This is a genomic window from Bradyrhizobium sp. SPXBL-02 (genome assembly GCF_051853065.1).
Classification (GTDB): domain Bacteria; phylum Pseudomonadota; class Alphaproteobacteria; order Rhizobiales; family Xanthobacteraceae; genus Bradyrhizobium.
Genome location: NZ_CP182474.1, coordinates 495,364 through 512,159 on the forward strand (window position 1 = coordinate 495,364; position 16,796 = coordinate 512,159).

Sequence of the window (16,796 nt, forward strand, 5' to 3'; positions counted from 1 at the left end):
GCCCAGCGCCTTGCCGGGGGTGGATCGCCTGTGAGAAGAGCAGGGCCAATCCTCCGGACGGACAAGGAATGCGATGACCAACAAGAAGAAAACGCCCGACCAGCTCCGCAGCGCGCGTTGGTTCGCGCCCGATGATCTGCGCTCGTTCGGCCACCGCTCCCGCGCCATGCAGATGGGCTACGCGCCGGAGGAGTGGAAGGACCGCCCGATCATCGCGATCCTCAACACCTGGTCGGACGCGCAGCCCTGCCACATGCACTTCAAGTCTCGCGTCGAGGACGTCAAGCGCGGCATCCTGATGGCGGGCGGCCTGCCGCTGGAGCTGCCGGCGCTGTCGCTGTCGGAATCACTGCTCAAGCCCACCACCATGCTCTATCGCAACCTGCTGGCAATGGACGCGGAGGAGCTGCTGCGCAGCCATCCGGTCGACGGCGTGGTGCTGATGGGCGGCTGCGACAAGACCACGCCGGCGCTGCTGCTGGGTGCGACCTCGATGAACATCCCGGCGATCTATCTGCCGGCAGGCCCGATGCTGCGCGGCAATTGGAAGGGCAAGACGCTCGGCTCCGGGTCCGACGGCTGGAAGTATTGGGACGAGCGCCGCGCCGGCAAGATCTCCGACAAGGACTGGCTCGATATCGAGGCCGGCATCGCCCGCAGCTACGGCACCTGCATGACCATGGGCACCGCCTCGACCATGACCGCGATTGCAGAAGCGATCGGCATGACGCTGCCCGGCGCTTCCTCGATTCCCGCCGCGGATGCCAACCACATCCGCATGGCCAGTGAATGCGGCCGCCGCATCGTCGACATGGTGTGGGAGGATCTGACGCCGAAGACGATTCAGACCCGCAAGGCGTTCGAGAATGCCATTGCGGTCGCGATGGCGATGGGCTGCTCCACCAACGCCATCATCCATCTGATCGCGCAGGCCCGCCGCGCCGGCCAGGACATCGGCCTCGACGATTTCGAGAAGGCCAGCCGCAAGGTGCCCGTCATCGCCAACGTGCGGCCGAGCGGCGAGACGTACCTGATGGAGGACTTCTTCTACGCCGGTGGCCTGCCGGCGCTGATGAGCCAGATCAAGCCGCATCTGCATCTCGAGTGTGTCACCGTCACTGGAAAGACGGTGGCTGAGAACATCGCGGGCGCCGAGGTGTACAATGCCGACGTGATCCGCGGCATCGACAATCCCATCTACAAGGAAGGCGCGCTCGCCGTGCTCACGGGCAATCTTGCGCCCGACGGCTGCGTCATAAAACCCTCCGCCTGCGCGCCGCGCTTCCTCAGGCACACCGGGCCGGCGCTGGTGTTCGACGACTATCCCTCGATGAAGAAGGCGGTCGACGATCCCAACCTCGACGTCACCGAGGATCACATCCTCATCTTGCGTAATGCCGGGCCGCAAGGTGGCCCCGGCATGCCGGAATGGGGCATGCTGCCGATCCCGACCAAGCTCGTGAAGCAGGGTGTGCGCGACATGGTGCGCATCTCGGATGCGCGCATGAGCGGCACCAGCTATGGCGCCTGCATCCTGCACGTTTCGCCGGAATCGTATATCGGCGGTCCGCTGGCGCTGGTGCGGAACGGCGACCGCATCACGCTCGACGTCGCCGCGCGCACCATCAATCTCGACGTCTCCGAAGCCGAGCTCGCAAAACGCCGCGCCGCCTGGAAGCAGCCCGCGCGCCGCTTCGAACGCGGCTATGGCTGGATGTTCACCAGGCACATCAAGCAGGCCAATGACGGCTGCGATTTCGACTTCCTGGAGACCGATTTCGGCGCGCCGATCGGCGAGCCGTCGATTTACTGACCGTCGTTCCGGGGCGATGCGAAGCATCGAACCCGGAACCATTTCACCCCAGCGTATGCGGCCCGATCGATTCCGGGCTCGCGCTACGCGCGCCCCGGAATGACGAGTACATCATGACCAAACTCACCGAAGCCACCCGCACAAAACTCAAATCCGTCTCCACCGCAACCGTCGCCACCGCCTTGTTCAAGCGCGGCCTGCGCATCCAGATGATCCAGGATGTCCGCCCCTTGAGCCCGGACCAGCCGACCATGGTCGGCGAGGCCTTCACGCTGCGCTACATGCCGGCGCGAGAGGACCTCAACACTATCGACGTGTTCAGGGATCGCTCCCATCCGCAGCGCAAGGCGGTCGAGGAGTGCCCGCCGGGCGCCGTGCTGGTGATGGACAGCCGCAAGGATGCGCGCGCGGCCTCGGCCGGCGCGATCCTGGTGACGCGCCTGATGAAGCGCGGCGTCGCCGGCGTCGTCACCGATGGCGGCTTTCGCGACTCCGCCGAGATCTCAAGGCTCGGCTTTCCCGCCTTCCACCATCGCCCCTCGGCGCCGACCAATCTGACGCTGCATCAGGCGATCGAGATCAACGTGCCGATCGGCTGCGGCGATGCGCCGGTGTTTCCCGGCGACGTCATTCTCGGCGATGCCGACGGCGTCATCGTGATCCCCGCGCATCTTGCGGACGAGATCGCCAACGAAACGTTCGAGATGACCGCATTCGAGGATTTCGTCACCGAGGAAGTCGGCAAGGGCCGCGGCATTTTCGGTCTCTATCCCGCCACCGATCCCCAGACGCTCACCGATTTCGCGGAATGGCGCAAGAAGAACGGGCGGTAGTTCCTTCGCCTTTCCCCGCTGCAGTCAGGGCTATCGCATATAGTTCGATCTTGCCTGTGGCCATCCTTCGAGACGCCCGCCGTTGGCGGGCCCTCAGGATGAGGACCGAGGTCGTGGCGACCGCTTCAACGAGCGCGGATGCTGTTTAGCCTCATCCTGAGGAGACCGCACAGCGGTCGTCTCGAAGGACGAGGCGTGCGCGCCGGCCGGCGCCACAAGTCACATGCAATCGCCCTGCCCCTTGCGGGGAGAGGGATAAACGTCACGCCTCCGCCATCCCCGCCGCCCACAGCGCGAACGCGTAGACGATCGCGACTTCGTCCAGCCGGTCGAAGCGGCCCGACGCGCCGCCGTGGCCGGCGCCCATGTTGGTGCGCAGCAGGACCGGGCCGCCGCCGGTCATGGTGGCGCGCAGGCGTGCGATCCACTTGGCGGGCTCCCAGTAAGTGACCCGGGGATCAGTAAGTCCGCCCATCGCCAGGATCGCCGGATAGTCCTTCGCCGCGACGTTGTCGTAGGGCGAGTAGGAGAGGATGGTGCGGAAATCCTTCTCGCTCTCGATCGGGTTGCCCCATTCCGGCCATTCCGGCGGCGTCAACGGCAGTGTGTCGTCGAGCATGGTGTTGAGCACGTCGACGAACGGCACCTCGGCGACGATGCCGGCGAACAATTCGCCGGCACGGTTGGCGACCGCGCCCATCAGCATGCCGCCGGCCGAGCCGCCATGGCCGATGATGCGCTTGGCGCTGGTGTATTTCGCATCGATCAGCGCGCGGGCGCCGGCGGCGAAATCGTCGAACGAGTTCGTCTTCTTCTCGCGCTTGCCGTCGAGATACCAGCCCCAGCCCTTGTCGGCGCCGCCGCGGATATGCGCGATGGCGTAAACGAAGCCGCGATCGACCAGCGACAGGCGGTTGGCGCTGAACGACGCCGGCATCGCCATGCCGTAGGAGCCGTAGCCGTAGAGCAGGAGCGGCGCTGTGCCGTCGAGCTTCAGCCCGCGGCGATGGAGGATCGAGACCGGCACCTCGGCGCCGTCATGCGATTTCGCCATGATGCGCGTCGTGACGTAGTCGGCCGGGTTATGTCCCGACGGAATCTCCTGCCGCTTGCGCAGCACGCGCGTCCGTTTCGTCATGTCGTAATCATAGACTTCCGACGGCGTCGTCATCGACGAATAGGCAAAGCGCAGTGTAGTCGTCTCGAACTCGTAGGAGCCCATCGTGTCGAGCGAATAGGCGGCCTCGTCGAACGCGATGGCATGCTCCTCCCCGCCAGCGAGATCGCGGATCACGACCGACGGCAGCGCATGGGCGCGCTCGAGCCGCACCAGATGGCCGGCATAGAGATCGAGGTCGATGATGTAGATGCCGGGCCGATACGGGATCAGATCGCGCCAGTTCTTGCGCTCGGGCGCGTGAAGCGGCGCGGTGACGATCTTGAAGTCGATGGCGTCATCGGCATTGGTGAGGATGAACAGGTCGTCGCCGCGGTCTGCGAGCGAATATTGCACGCCCTCCTCGCGCGCCGCGACGAGGCGCGGCGGCACGTCGGGATTGGCGAGGTCGATCAGCCGTTGCTCGCTCGTCTCGTGATCGCCGCCCGCGATCACGCAGAAGCGGCCGCTGGTGCTCTCATGCAGGTGGGTGAACCAGCCGGAATCCTGCTCCTCATAGACCAGCGTGTCGTCGGCCTGCTGGGTGCCGAGCCTGTGCCGCCACACCTGCATCGGCCGATGATTGTCGTCGAGCTTCACATAGAAGAAGCTCTTGCAGTCCGCGGCCCAGACCACGCCGCCATCGGTCTCCTCGACGAGATCGTCGAGATCCTTACCGCTCGCCCAGTCGCGAACGCGGATCGAAAAATATTCCGAGCCCTTGGTGTCGGCGCTCCAGGCCTGCAGCTTGTGATCGTAGGAGTGCCGGCTGCCGCCGAACTTGAAATATGTGTGGTCCTTGGCGAGCGCGTCGCCGTCGAGCACGATCTCGCCGTCGCCGCCACCGCGCGGCATGCGGCCGAACAGCTCGTGCTGCCCGCCTTCACGAAACCTGCGGAAATAGGCGAAGGGACCGTCGGGTGACGGCACGCTGGAATCGTCCTCCTTGATCCGCCCGCGCATCTCGCGCACCAGCGTCTTCTGCAGCGGCGCGGTATGGCCGAGCAGGCTCTCGGTATAGGCGTTCTCCTCGTCGAGATATTTGCGGATGTCAGGGTCGATCACGGCGGGATCGCGCAGCACCTCCTGCCAGTTCGCATCCTTCAGCCAGGCATAATCGTCGGTCACGGTGATGCCGTGCCGCGTGAAGGCATGCGGCCGGCGCGGGGCGACGGGGGACTTCGAAGGCGTCTTGGCTTGGGTCACTCGGTCCTCATCATCTCTCGTTCGCGCAGTGCTTCCTCTTCACCTCTCCCCGCCTGCGGGGAGAGGTCGGATTGCATCGAAGATGCAATCCGGGTGAGGGGGACTCTCCGCGAGTCCAACTCTCACCGTCCTTGCGGAGACTCCCCCTCACCCCAACCCTCTCCCCGCAGGCGGGGAGAGGGAGAAGGCGCGTTCCCTTATATCGTTCCGATTCCGTGGATTGCCAGCTCGCCTGTTCCAAAGGCCGTGCCATCTCACCGGGTTGTTGATCCGTCCCTTGTATGCTTTAGGGAAACTATCCCCGCCGCCGGTCCAGCCCGATGCTGTTCAATTCCTACCCCTTCATCCTGCTGTTCCTGCCGGTCGTGCTCGCCGGCTATTTCCGGCTCGGCCGGCGCAGCAATCTGGCTCCGGTGATCTGGCTGGCACTGGCCTCCATCACCTTCTACGCCATCGGCAGCTGGCAGTTCGTCGCCCTTCTGCTGCTTTCGATCGCTTTCAACTACGGCGTCGGCCATCTTCTCATCGTGGCGGAGCTCACGCACCGGCAACGAAAGGCTTCGCTCGCACTCGGCGTCGCCGGCGATCTCCTCATGCTCGGCATCTTCAAATATGCCGGCTTTGTCGCCGAGAACGTCAACGCGCTGCTCGGCACGCATGTCGCGATCCACATCCTGCTGCCGGTCGGCATCTCCTTCTACACCTTCACCCAGATCGCGTTCCTGGTCGATGCTTATCGCGGCCAGGTCGCGGCCTATGCGCTGCCGCATTACGCGCTGTTCGTGACCTACTTCCCGCATCTGATCGCCGGGCCCATCCTCCATCACAAGGACATGATCCCGCAATTCGAGGAGGAGGAGACCAAGCATCCGGATGCGCATCTCATTCTCTGCGGCGTCATCATCTTCGCGATCGGCCTGTTCAAGAAGGCCTGTCTTGCCGACGGCATCCAGCCGCTGGTCGCGCTTGCTTTCGAGGCGCGCTCGCCGAGCTTCGATCAGGCCTGGCTTGGCGCGCTCGCCTACACGTTCCAGCTCTATTTCGACTTCTCCGGCTATTCCGACATGGCGATCGGCATCTCGCTGATGTTCGGCATCTTCCTGCCGGTCAATTTCAACTCGCCCTACAAGGCGACCAGCATCGTCGAGTTCTGGCGGCGCTGGCACATGACGCTGTCGCAATTCCTGCGCGATTATCTCTACATCCCGCTCGGCGGCAACCGCCGCGGCCGCGTGCTCCGCTACGTCAATCTGGTGATCACGATGCTGCTCGGCGGGCTCTGGCACGGTGCGGCCTGGACGTTCGTGGTTTGGGGCGCGCTGCATGGCGCTTATCTCTGCGTCAACCACGCTTTCAGCGCGCTGGCGCCGAACGTTCCCCCGCTGCTGGCGCGCCCCGGCCGCGTGCTTGGCGCCGTGCTGACCTTCCTCGCCGTCGTCATCGCCTGGGTGTTCTTCCGCGCCGAGAGCGTCGCCTGGGCACTGCGGGTGCTCCACGCGATGGCTGATCCCGCCAACATCGTGCTCGGCCGCGAGGAGATTGCAGCACTGGTGCAGGTCGCGATCTACGCGGCGCTGGTGTGGCTGGCGCCGAACACGCAAGCGCTGATGGGATACGACCACGGCAACCGCAAGGTCGGCGAGGCCTTGCGGGCGGGCCGCATGCGGCCCCTGGTGCTCTATGCGGCCTCGCTGGTGCTCGCCTTCGGCTTCCTGGGCATCCAGAGCCACAGTGAATTCATCTATTTCCGGTTCTGATGCAGGGCGCGTTCACCCATCTCACACGTCTGCTGCTGGCAAGCGCGGCCTGCGTGCTTGGCGCCGCAGCGCTTACGTTCGCCGTCGATCCCCTGCAATTGTTCCGCCCCTCGCGCCTGATCCCGGCCTTCTACTCGGAGGACACGCGCGTGCAGAATGCCGGGCTGATCCGCAGCCAGCCATTCGACACCGCCTTCATGGGCACCTCGCTCGCGATCCATTTCCGCCAGAGCGACATCGATCGCGCGCTCGGCGTCCGCTCGCTCAAGCTCGCGATGACCGGCTCCAATTCGCGCCAGCAGGCTTTCGTGCTGGAGCAGGCGATCGACCGCGGCGCAAGGCGCGTGATCTGGGCGATGGACGACTTCATCTTCATCGATGCCGCCGATATCGAGGCCGATCCATATTTGTCCGTCGATCTCTACCGCCGGACGGCGAAAGGCGTCGCCTCCTATCTGTTCAGCGCGGCGATGGCGAAGGAATCCCTGTTCGCGCTGCTGCGGTCCGTCCCGCTGCTGCGGGAGCCGCTGACCCTTGCGTCGCCCTATCTCCCGGTCAAGTTCGCGCTGGCAGACATCGACGACATCTACGCCCTGGCGCGGGATTTCGACGTTGCGCGAGACTACAACGCGAAGAAGACGCTCGCCGCCTTCGCCTATATCACCAGCCCCGTACGCAGCCGCTTCCTCGGCGAGGGCTATGGCTATGAGGCCATGGTCCGGCATTTCGAGCAGGACGCCGCCGGCCTGATCGCGCGCCACCCCGACGTGACCTTCGACATCTACTTCCCGCCCTATTCGATCCTGCAATTCGTCGCGATGCGCGATGCCTCGCCCGCGACACTGAAGATCGTCACCGATCTCACGGCGCACATTGCGCGGCGCCTGACGCAACTGCCCAACGTCCGCCTGCATGATTTCCGCGCGCTCGAGGCGGTCACGCACGATCTCGACAATTACAGCGACGTCATCCACCATTCGCCGGTGATCGATGCGATGGTGCTGAGATGGCTTGCGAGCGGGGAGCACCGCGTCGATTCGAAGGCACCGCTTGCGCCGCTGGAGGAGCTGAAGGCGCAGGTGGAGGCGTATCGCGTCGAGCGATGATCTTCCGCTCTCCTTTTACGGGAGAGGGTGGGTCTTTCCGCTAGCTCGGAATCGTAGGGTGGGCAAAGGCGCGCTTAGCGCCGTGCCCACCATCGATTCAACGGTACGACAGAAGTGGTGGGCACGCTTCGCTTGCCCACCCTACGATACTGCGCTGCGTCCGGGGCACGAGCACGCTTTGCTACACCGCCACCTCGTCGCCGAGATACGCGACCGCCGCCTCCAGCCCGCCTTTGCCGTGCGGGATCTTCAGCGCGTTCAGCCCGACCTCAATCACCCCGAGCGTGCCGAGCAGCATCGGCGCATTCACATGGCCCATATGGGCGATGCGGAAGGCTTGTCCGGAGAGATCACCGATGCCGGTGCCGAGCACGACGCCGCACTTGTCCTTGCAATAGCGTTGCAGCACGGCCGGGTCATGGCCGTTGCTCATGGTCACCGTGGTCACGGTGTTGGAGCGCTCGCTGGCCTCGGCGACGTTGAAGCCGAGCACCTGGCCTTCCGACCACATCGCAACCGCGCGGCGCGCGGCCTCACCGAGCAGGCTGTGGCGGCGGAAGGCGTTCTCGAGGCCTTCCTCGTGCAGCATGTCGATCGCCTTGCGCAAGGCGAACAACAGATGCACCGGCGCGGTGCCGGCATATTTGCGGTAATTCTCGGTGCCCTCGCGCTCGCTCCAGCTCCAATAGGGCGTCGACATGCCGGCCTTCTTGTGCACCTCGAGCGCGCGCGCATTGGCGGCGACGAAGCCGAGACCGGGCGGCGTCATCAGGCCCTTCTGCGAGCCGGACATCGCGACGTCGATGCCCCATTTGTCCATCTCGAACGGCATGCAGCCGAGCGAGGCGACGGTGTCGACCATGTACAGCGCGGGATGGCCGCTCGCCTTGATTGCCTTGCCGATCGCCTCGATGTCGTTCTGCACGCCGGAGGCGGTGTCGACCTGGACCACGACGACGGCCTTGATGCTGTGCTCCTTGTCGCGACGCAGGCGTTCCTCGACCTCGTGCGGCCGCACCGCGCGGCGCCAGTCGCCCTTGAGCACCTCGACCTCGGCGCCCATCAGCGCCGCCGCGTTGCCCCAGCCGATCGCAAAGCGTCCGCTCTCCAGCACCAGCACCTTGTCGCCGCGCGACAGCACGTTGCTCAGCGCCGCTTCCCAGGCGCCGTGGCCGTTGGCGATGTAGATGTAGGACTTGCCCTTGGTCGCGAACAGCTTCGAGATGTCGCTGAGCAGGCTCTCTGTCAGATCCAGCATCTCCTTGGAGTAGATGTCGATCGCCGGACGGTGCATCGCCCGCAGCACCTCGTCGGGCATCGTGGTGGGCCCGGGGATGGCCAGAAACTCCCGGCCCGCGCGAACGGTCATTGCTGTCAGTCCTTATTGCCAGAGAACAGGATGGTGGGTTGCTGATTCACGGTTTTACGTGGCGGAGGGCCTTGAGAAAAGCACGTAAAACGCAGGGCTGGGTTATCGCTTCGTCTCCCGGCATCCGGCCGCTTCGGCCTCTTCGACCGAGCAGAACCAGCGGGTGCCCTTGCTGATCTTCATCTTGATCTGGGTGTACCAGCGGCTGGTCGGCTGGTGATAGATGCACTCGCCGGCGCTGTTCACATTGCCCTTGATGGTGCAATCCGGCGACGGCGCGACCGGCCCCGAGGCCGAAGCGAGCAGCACCGCATGCGCGCCGTCCGGCGGCTTGGTCGCGCCGAGGATCGCGGTCTTCTTGTTGCGCTCCCGCCAGTCCCACGGCGCGATGAAGGCACCCTGCCACATGCCGGCCTTTGCCTCACGCGCGGCAGCCTCGTCGGGCTCGTAGTCCTTGGAGATGCGGGTGTAGGCCAGCGCCCAGCCGTTGCGCACCAGCCATTTCTGGATGTCCTCGCCGCCGACCTCGCAGCGCGCCACGGTGCGGCCGCGCCGGTCGATCGCGCGGGTGTGGCAGACCCAATTCTTGCCCTCGCTGTATTTGGCGAGCTCGTCGCGGGCCGCGACGCCGCAGGTCCAGCGTTCGGTCTTGGTGTTGAGGCAGAGCTGGTCGACCGCCGGCGCGTCGATGCCGCCGAGCCGAATCCGCGTGTTGCCGATCACCACGGCATCGCCGGCGCGAACCTTTGCCGTGCCGGTGATGTCGGCGGCATCAGCCAGCGAAGGGATGGCGAACAAGGACAGCGCAATCAGGACTTTTCGCAACATGCCGGTCCGGTTGTGATGACAATCTCGATAAGCCGCGCAATTGTGGTCGGCTTTTGGCCGCCCGGCCAGCGCAGGCCGAACAGATTGGCTTTCAACTTCCTGTCATTGTGGCGGCGTTGCTTACCCTCCCCTGGAAGGGGGAGGGTCGGCATGCGATCGAGCGAAGCGAGATTGCATGACGGGGTGGGGTGATCTCTCCACTCGGGCACTGTTCGTCGCGGAGGGACCGTCACCCCACCCCGCTCGCGCTGCGCGCGATCGACCCTCCCCCTCCAGGGGAGGGTAAAAGGACCATCACCCCCGCGCCATCGCCCGCTTCGCCACCGCCAGCCCCATCAGCACGAATGCCGACGTCACCTCCGGCCCGCCGACAAGGATCCTCGTCGGCGTCTTCATCTTGTTCCATTCATAGGCGCGGAACGGGCCGCGGCGGCCGCCTTCACCGAGCCCGGCGACGATCACGTTCAGCGCCGGTGCGAAGGTGCGCGGGTCGGCGCCGAGATGGCCGAGCGCGATCAGCGCCAGCGCGGCGTCGAACACGTTCATCTCGGCCGCCATCAACTCGCCCTTGACGTAGGACAGCACGCGGTGGCGGATGAAGTCGAAATCGCCGGCGGGATCAATCGCGGCCTGCGCCGCCAGCGGCAGCGCCAGGAAGGCGGCATAACAGCGGCCGAAATAGGCGCTGTAGAGCTCCGGAAGATAATAGATGTGCGAGCGCGGATTGGCGAAGGCGCCGCTGGCCGCGAGGCGCTTCTGGAATCCGATGATGCGATGGACCGTGGCGAGCCGCGCCGGAGTCTCCAAGACCTTCCAGCGCGCCAAGTTACGGAAGCTGACCTCGAGAATGTCGAGGTTGAGCGTCGGATCGAGATCGTTGCCGTAAGGGCGCTCGCCGGCGAGATTGTCGATCCAGGTCGCGACCCCACCCTCATAGTCGATATTGTCGTTGAGCGGCACGGTCACGCGGGGCTCGTTGACGCCGGCGCGCACCTGATAACCCGCATAGAAGTCCAGGAGCGGCTGGTCGATGATGGCATCAAGGCAGCCGGCCTGCGTCGCCGCGGAGATCGAGCAGGCCGTGGTGTCGCAATCCGGCACGTAGATGCCGAAGCCGAGGTCCTGCTTGATCTGCGCGAAGTAGCGCGAGAAGCGCGGATGCGGTGCCGGCGCCAGGGCGGTGATGACGTTGAAGCGCGCGCCGCCCAAGCCTTCGACCTCCTCGCGGCTGATGTTGACGCAGAAATCGACCATGTCGGCGATCGCGCGCTCCGCCGCGATCTTGTCGGCGACCGAGGCGAGCCCGGTCTCGACGAAGCTGAGCAGGGCCTCGATGAAGAACGCGTCGTAATAGGCCGAGCGATGGCGGATCTGCACCGGCTCCCACATCGGCTCGGCAATGCCCTTCCAGGGCGGATTGACCACGGCGCGCGCGGGCGAGCGCGCGATGAAGACGCGGGCGAGGTTGAACAGCAGCGAGGAGTTCTTGTAGCCGCGCGCGTTGAGGCCCGTGAGCGCCATGATCAGCTCGCGGCCGCGGACGTCGGGATCGCCGATCAGGTTGAAGGCGGCATAGGTCGGCAGGAAGCCGTTGCGGCGGTAGGAGCCGAGCAGATGCTGCGCGCAATCGCGGATCACGCCGTCGATCTGCGCGCTCTGCGGCATGGCGGCGTTGAACGGCACCGGCGGCGGCCTGGGATGGTCGAGCGCGATGCCGTCGACGAGATCGGCGATCGGCTGCCCGACCGCCGCCCAGTCGGGCTCGGCCTCGTCGCGGGCCCGGGTGAGCGCCGCGCGCAGCCGCGTCAGCATCCCCTCGTCGCGCAGCTCGGGCAGGCCGGCGCGGCGGAGCAGGATCCGCAGCGCGGGATTGCCGAGCGCGGTCTTGTAGAATTTGGCCAGATGCGGATCGCCGCTGGCCGTATCAGACAATACGGGATCGCAGACCTCGTAAAGCGAGGGGCCGTCCTTCCGCGCCGTCAGCGCCCGGCAGGCGGCGCCGGCAAAATAATGAAAGCTCATGAAATACCTGGTCGCGGGGGCCTTGGTCGGGGATATCAGGCGCGCTGGCATCTGCGCGCCACCCCCTTGCAAGTCGTTGAAAAGGCTACCCGGATTCGCAGGAAATACAAATGTGATGAACGTCACGGAAAAGCCGGCACGAGGGCTGCATGGTCGATCTCCGGAAGGCTACGGGGAAGCCAATGATGCAGGAATCCAGCCAGGAGAATTAACGAACATATTCAGACACTTAGCTCAAATTTTTGGCAATCTATTGCCCCACGGCCTATATCCGGTTAAGGGTTTGTTTGGTGCGGCGCCGCAAATTGCGCGCAATTCGGGGGCACTTCCCCGGCCAATCCCTCAAACCTAAAGACGCTATCGCGCTACTCAAACAGTGTGCGCGCGCTTGGCCGGTCTTTGGCACAGGAAACGAAGCGAGATGAATGTAAAGCAGCTCGACCTTTCCAGACGTACGATCGCCCTCGCCGCAGCCCTCATCGGCACGGTGTCGCTGGTGATCGGCGCCCATGCTGCTCTCAACATGCGTGCGATCGATGCCGCCAAGGCCGTCTCGACCGACCAGATCACCGGCTCGATCGGCCAGACCTCGCGCCTCGCGCTCGTCATCGGCAATGGCCATTATCCCGACGCCAGCGCGCCACTGACGCAGTCGATCAACGACGCCCGCGCGCTGTCCTCGTCGCTGCGCAAGAACGGCTTTGACGTCGACATGGTGGAAGACGCGACCAAGGACGACATGGTCCGTGCCGTGACCCGCCTGAAGTCCCGGATCACGCGCGACAGCGTCGTCATGCTGTTCTTCGGCGGCTACGGCGTGCAGGCCGGCCGCGAAAGCTACATGCTGCCGGTCGATGCCGTGATCTGGAAGGAAGGCGACGTCCGCCGCCATGGGGTCTCCATCGACGGCGTGCTCGACATGATGAAGGAGCAGGGTGCCAAGGCCAAGCTCGTCGTGGTCGATGCCTCCCGCCGCAATCCTTACGAGCGCCGCTTCCGCTCCTACAGCCACGGTCTCGCGCCGATCAGCGCGTCCGACAATGCGTTGATCCTCACCTCCGCCTCGCCCGGCAAGGTCGTCGACGACGGCAAAGGCGAGCACAGCGTGCTGGTCAGCGAATTCCTCAACAATCTCAGCAAGCCCGGCAGCGCCGAGAGCGTCTTCAACAAGACCCGCGTCGCCATCTCCCGCGCCAGCGAAGGCGACCAGGTCCCGACCGTGTCGTCGTCGTTGCTCGAAGACGTCCGTTTCGGCGAAGCCGGCGGTTAGTTTTTCTTAGGTCTTGCGACGTCTCGTGCCCCGGACGCGACGCATCATGCAATGATGCGACGCTGAGCCGGGGCCCAGTTTTTTGGGCACACTGTACCTGCATCGTCATTGCGAGCGCAGCGAAGCAATCCAGAATCCCTCCGCGGAGAGACCCTGGATTGCTTCGTCGCAAGAGCCCCTCGCAATGACGATCGTGGCCGCTACTTCGCCGCTTCCGCGCTCGCCATCACCGGACGCACGGGATCGCCTTCGCGCAGCAATGCACCGGCGCGGGCGACGACGACGTCGCCTTCGTTGAGGCCGTCGCGGACCTCGATATTGCCGCCCGACATCAATCCGACCTCGACACGCTTGGTCTCGACGCGGTTGCGGCGGATCACCTGCACGACGGTGCCGGCGGACGAATATTGCACCGATGTCAGCGGCACCGCGACGTTGCAGCTTTGCCCGGTCTTGATCAGCGCGCGCCCGCTGGCATTCAGCAAGAGCCGCTTCTGCGAGGAGATGCCGATATAGACCATCCCCTGCTGGATGTTCGGCTCGACGGTCGGGCCGATGCGGCGCACCTTGCCGTTGATGTCGCCGGCGCCTGCGATCCGGACGGTGGCCTGCTGATTGACCGCGAGCTTGCGCACATCGGTGGTGGCGACGAGACCGACGAGATCGTACTCGCTGCGCGCCACGATCGTGAATAGCGCCTCGCCCTTGGCGGAGGCGAAGTTGCCGATCTGCGCGGTCGAGGTTGCGATCACCCCCGCCACGGGGGCGGTGACCTGAAGCGTGCCGCCCTCGGGCAGCGCCAGCCGTGCCAGCACCTGGCCGGCGGTGGTGGTATCGCCGGCTTCGGCCAGCACGTCCGTGACCTTCAGGCCGGGACGCTCGGGCCGCACCGAGGTTTCCTCCCGCGCGATGATCGAGCCGGTGGCCTCGACGATGTCGGAGAAGCAGGATTTCGCGACCTTCAGCACCGTGACCGCCGGCCCTTTGGGCGCGTCGTCATCGGCGGCACCGGCCGGATGGGAGCTGAGGACGAGCAGGCCGGCGACGGCTGCGGGATACAGGCTTCGAGCAACGGCGCGGGGCAAATGACGCATCGGAAATTCCACGGGGGCTGTGCCTCCAATCGATAGCAGATGGCTGCCGCCCGCACTACGGCCGCGTCGTCCCAAAACAGGACGCAGCGCGGCCGCCGGCAGTCGCGGCAAGTCTTTGATGAGTCGCGGAATTGGAGAACAGGTTCGCCCGAAGGGCTCAGGCCGTCAGCGACGCCGATCACCCAGCAGCTTGCCGCTGGCCCGCTCGAGCAGATGCAGACGCGTGCAGGCCGGACAGGACACGGATACGTGCGTGCGGTCAGCCGGCTCGTCGGTGAGCCGATGCTGCACGTTCAGGCCCGTCTGGGGGCATTTGAAGACAATCTGCCGGTCCATGACCGAGATATGACGCCAAGCCGGGCCTCGCGAAATTACGGATGATTACGTAGGTCCGTGGCGGCGCCTCACGGCAGGTTCAGGAACTCGACCCAGTTCGGCTTCTTGCCGGTGGGGTAGGATTTCAGCTTGGCCAGCGCGCCGCTGCCCTGGTCGATGGCATAGACCGTCATGCTGCCCGAGAGCTCGCCGACGGCGGCGAGGTAGCGGCCGGCGGGATCGACCTGGAAGCCGCGCGGCTGCTTCTCGGTCGGCACGCTGCCGATCGTGGTCAGCTTGCCGCTCGCGCCGTCGACCTTGTAGGCGGTGAGCGTGCTGGTGGTGCGCTCGGAGGCGTAGAGGAAGCGGCCGTCCGGCGTGATGTGGATGTCGGCGCCCCAAGGTTTTCCGGAAAACCCGTCCGGCAGCGCGGTGGTGCGCTGGATCTCGTCCCAGGCGCCGCTCCTGGCCTCATAGGTGAATGCCGCGACGTCGCCGTTCAGCTCGTGGAGGAGATAGACGAACTTGCCGCCGGGGTGAAACACGAAGTGCCGCGGCCCCGATTTCTCCGGCACCTTGTGCGCCGGCGGATCGCTCGGCGTCAGCGTGCCCGCTGCGGCATCGAACGCGAAGGCCAGCACCTGATCGGAGCCGAGATTGGTGGCGAACGCGAAGCGGTTGTCGGGCGAGGGCAGGAAGGCGTGGGCGTTCAGCCCGGTCGGGATCACCTGCTTGGGCTCGCCGGCGACGCCGTTGCCAAGCAGTGGATTCAGCGCGACCTTGTTGCCGCCATAGGAGGCGCTGAACAGGAACTTGCCGCTGCGGTCGATGGCGATATAGGCCATGCTGTCGGCGAGCGGTCCGTTGCCGAGATGGCTGAGCTCGCCCGTCTTGGGATCGATCGCAAAGCTCACTGCGACATAGGGCTGCGAGCGGATTCCGGCGATCAGCACGCGGTGGTCGGGCGTGATCGCGAGCGGTGTCGATGAGCCCGGCCTTTCGACGCCCTTGAAGGCGGCCGTCTGCACGAGCGTCATCTCGCCGCTCTCGCTCATCTTGAACACGCTGATGTCGTTGCTGTCGGCATTGCCGACATAGGCGAAGGTTTCGGCCATGCCGGCACGGACTCCAGAAACGAGGGCGAGAGAAGCGAACAGGGTTGCGGCGATCGCAGCGCCTGGCACGCGCGATACGATGCGTCGGATCGATCTCGACATGGGCTCCTCCTGAAAGCCGGCTCGCGGCGTTGTCGTTTTGCCGCGAGGATAGCGGGAGACGCGCCGCCGCACCAAAATCCAGATGGGATCGATCGATGCCGAAATCGCATCGGTCGCGGGATGACGGGTCAGCGCACCGCCGCAGTGCGGGACGGCAAATGCGGCCACGGCGGGCGGTCCGGCGGCCCGAGCATGGTCCACACGGTCACCGCGACCAGGGCGGACGTCATGAGCGTCCAGAGGATGAGGCGTTTTCGCATCAGGCCAATCCGTCGGTGCAAGCTGCGCGGCCGAGGGCCGCGTCCGCCATCCTGCACTGCAAAGAGCGGCGGTTCTATGAGGCCGTTCACAGGGCCGAAACAGTCGATGCCGTTGCGAACCAATGCGCTGCGAACGCATTGAACCGGCATGCCCCGCGAAAACGATCTCGAAGGCAAGCCAGACATGGGCGGCAAGCATGGCGGTCAGGCCGGCCAGCCCAGGCCTCCGCCGCGCCCGCACGAGGGCGAGCGCGACGAGGACGTCGTGGCAAAGCGCCACACCGGCCAAACCGACCGGGCGCCGCCGCCGACCAAACCAAAATAACGCCTCGCCGCCCGCCATCGCGGCGGCTTGGCGTGGGGACGGCGGCATCGCTCTGCCGCGTGAGAAAAGGAAGAGGGAGGCTGGATCGTGTTTTGGATCTGTTGGAACACCGCCTGGTCGCTGATCATCAGCGGCATCTGGGTCGCCACCATCGTCAGCCACCCCGACGCCGAATTCGCCGAAGTGCGGGCGGCCCGACAATCGATGTGAGCGTCCCGCCCTTGC

At 65.5% G+C, this 16,796-nt stretch carries 15 protein-coding genes; 7 read left to right on the forward strand and 8 right to left on the reverse strand.

The features are described from left to right. The first annotated feature begins 73 nt into the window (after window positions 1-73). Together araD and ACNJYD_RS02345 are read left to right on the forward strand one after the other, a co-directional pair. A complete protein-coding gene (gene araD, locus ACNJYD_RS02340) occupies window positions 74-1,813 on the forward strand; it encodes an L-arabinonate dehydratase (RefSeq protein ID WP_439365206.1) in 1,740 nt (579 codons plus the stop codon). 113 nt (window positions 1,814-1,926) lie between these two features. Beyond that, on the forward strand, window positions 1,927-2,646 hold the full coding sequence (locus tag ACNJYD_RS02345) for a ribonuclease activity regulator RraA (RefSeq protein ID WP_439365207.1): 720 nt from the start codon (window positions 1,927-1,929) through the stop codon (window positions 2,644-2,646). A 262-nt stretch (window positions 2,647-2,908) separates the two neighbouring features. On the opposite strand, the gene ACNJYD_RS02350 is transcribed toward ACNJYD_RS02345, so the two are convergent. Then, window positions 2,909-5,008, reverse strand: coding sequence for a S9 family peptidase (locus ACNJYD_RS02350; protein ID WP_439365208.1), 2,100 nt, complete (start codon window positions 5,006-5,008; stop codon window positions 2,909-2,911). Between the two features lie 320 nt (window positions 5,009-5,328). Here ACNJYD_RS02350 and ACNJYD_RS02355 point away from each other — a divergent pair, with 320 nt between their 5' ends. Beyond that, window positions 5,329-6,765, forward strand: a complete 1,437-nt coding sequence (locus ACNJYD_RS02355; protein ID WP_439365209.1) for an MBOAT family O-acyltransferase — start codon at window positions 5,329-5,331, stop codon at window positions 6,763-6,765. Beyond that, window positions 6,765-7,871 (forward strand): hypothetical protein, encoded by a 1,107-nt coding sequence (locus ACNJYD_RS02360; RefSeq protein WP_439365210.1) that lies wholly within the window; start codon window positions 6,765-6,767, stop codon window positions 7,869-7,871. The genes ACNJYD_RS02355 and ACNJYD_RS02360 overlap by 1 nt, the downstream gene beginning before the upstream one ends. Window positions 7,872-8,052: 181 nt before the next feature. On the opposite strand, the gene ACNJYD_RS02365 is transcribed toward ACNJYD_RS02360, so the two are convergent. The 3 genes from ACNJYD_RS02365 to ACNJYD_RS02375 all read right to left on the reverse strand — a co-directional run bounded on the left by ACNJYD_RS02365 (window position 8,053) and on the right by ACNJYD_RS02375 (window position 12,090). Then, on the reverse strand, window positions 8,053-9,240 hold the full coding sequence (locus ACNJYD_RS02365; RefSeq protein WP_172789316.1) for a pyridoxal-phosphate-dependent aminotransferase family protein: 1,188 nt from the start codon (window positions 9,238-9,240) through the stop codon (window positions 8,053-8,055). A gap of 102 nt (window positions 9,241-9,342) precedes the next feature. Further along, a complete protein-coding gene (locus tag ACNJYD_RS02370) occupies window positions 9,343-10,068 on the reverse strand; it encodes a thermonuclease family protein (protein ID WP_260381636.1) in 726 nt (241 codons plus the stop codon). A gap of 294 nt (window positions 10,069-10,362) precedes the next feature. Beyond that, entirely contained in the window at window positions 10,363-12,090 is a 1,728-nt protein-coding gene (locus ACNJYD_RS02375) for a hypothetical protein (RefSeq protein ID WP_439365211.1), read from the reverse strand. Window positions 12,091-12,511: 421 nt separating this feature from the next. On the opposite strand from ACNJYD_RS02375, the gene ACNJYD_RS02380 reads away from it, so the two are divergent. Continuing rightward, window positions 12,512-13,360 (forward strand): caspase family protein, encoded by an 849-nt coding sequence (locus tag ACNJYD_RS02380; RefSeq protein WP_439365212.1) that lies wholly within the window; start codon window positions 12,512-12,514, stop codon window positions 13,358-13,360. Window positions 13,361-13,560: 200 nt separating this feature from the next. Here the strand turns inward: ACNJYD_RS02380 and ACNJYD_RS02385 are convergent, their stop codons facing one another. The 4 genes from ACNJYD_RS02385 to ACNJYD_RS02400 all read right to left on the reverse strand — a co-directional run bounded on the left by ACNJYD_RS02385 (window position 13,561) and on the right by ACNJYD_RS02400 (window position 16,246). After that, the gene (locus tag ACNJYD_RS02385) at window positions 13,561-14,454 is read right to left on the reverse strand and encodes an efflux RND transporter periplasmic adaptor subunit (RefSeq protein ID WP_439365213.1); all 894 of its coding nucleotides are present in this window, start codon (window positions 14,452-14,454) and stop codon (window positions 13,561-13,563) included. A gap of 165 nt (window positions 14,455-14,619) precedes the next feature. Further along, window positions 14,620-14,790 (reverse strand): hypothetical protein, encoded by a 171-nt coding sequence (locus ACNJYD_RS02390; protein ID WP_172789311.1) that lies wholly within the window; start codon window positions 14,788-14,790, stop codon window positions 14,620-14,622. Window positions 14,791-14,858: 68 nt separating this feature from the next. Next, complete coding sequence (locus tag ACNJYD_RS02395) at window positions 14,859-15,986, reverse strand: lactonase family protein (RefSeq protein ID WP_439365214.1); 1,128 nt, start codon at window positions 15,984-15,986, stop codon at window positions 14,859-14,861. Window positions 15,987-16,114: 128 nt separating this feature from the next. Then, complete coding sequence (locus ACNJYD_RS02400) at window positions 16,115-16,246, reverse strand: hypothetical protein (RefSeq protein ID WP_257187544.1); 132 nt, start codon at window positions 16,244-16,246, stop codon at window positions 16,115-16,117. A 148-nt stretch (window positions 16,247-16,394) separates the two neighbouring features. On the opposite strand from ACNJYD_RS02400, the gene ACNJYD_RS02405 reads away from it, so the two are divergent. Both ACNJYD_RS02405 and ACNJYD_RS02410 read left to right on the forward strand, forming a co-directional pair. After that, window positions 16,395-16,571 carry a hypothetical protein gene (locus ACNJYD_RS02405; protein WP_439365215.1) on the forward strand — a complete coding sequence of 59 codons (177 nt, stop codon included), beginning with the start codon at window positions 16,395-16,397 and terminating at the stop codon, window positions 16,569-16,571. Window positions 16,572-16,658: 87 nt separating this feature from the next. Beyond that, on the forward strand, window positions 16,659-16,781 hold the full coding sequence (locus tag ACNJYD_RS02410) for a hypothetical protein (protein WP_439365216.1): 123 nt from the start codon (window positions 16,659-16,661) through the stop codon (window positions 16,779-16,781). Window positions 16,782-16,796 lie beyond the last annotated feature (15 nt).